General features: G+C 37.0%; 1 protein-coding gene. It reads right to left on the minus strand.

All coding sequences use genetic code 11. The features are described 5' to 3' along the window. Nucleotides 1–567, minus strand: a 567-nt coding sequence (locus tag IDG60_RS00485) for an aminotransferase class V-fold PLP-dependent enzyme (protein WP_206160356.1), incomplete at both ends; no start/stop codon positions are given.

Below are 567 nucleotides of genomic sequence, written 5' to 3' on the forward strand. Positions count from 1 at the left end.
ATAATACGCCAATACCTGTTGGTCCAAGCATTTTATGACCACTAAAACTATAAAAATCAGCATTCATTTCTTGCATATCAAGTTTCATATGTGGTGCTGCTTGCGCCCCATCAACACTGATAATTGCACCATGTTGATGAGCTATTTCTGCAATGGTTTTAACATCATTAATTGTACCGAGCACATTAGATATATGTGCAATAGCAACGATCTTTGTTTTATCATTAATCGTTTGCTTAATATCCTCGATGTTTAATTCACCGTCAGCTGTCATTGGTATAAATTTCAATGTCGCATTTTTACGCTTTGCTAACTGTTGCCAAGGAACAATATTGGCATGATGTTCCATTTCAGTGACAACAATTTCATCGCCCTCTTCAACATTTGCATCACCATAGCTATGTGCTACAAGGTTAATCGACGCAGTTGTTCCGCGTGTAAAAATGATTTCTTCAAAATACTTCGCATTAATAAAACGACGAACGGTTTCACGGGCATTTTCATAACCATCAGTTGCCAATGATCCTAATGTATGAACACCACGATGAACGTTTGAATTATAACGCT

This window comes from Staphylococcus sp. EG-SA-2, from assembly GCF_017152085.1.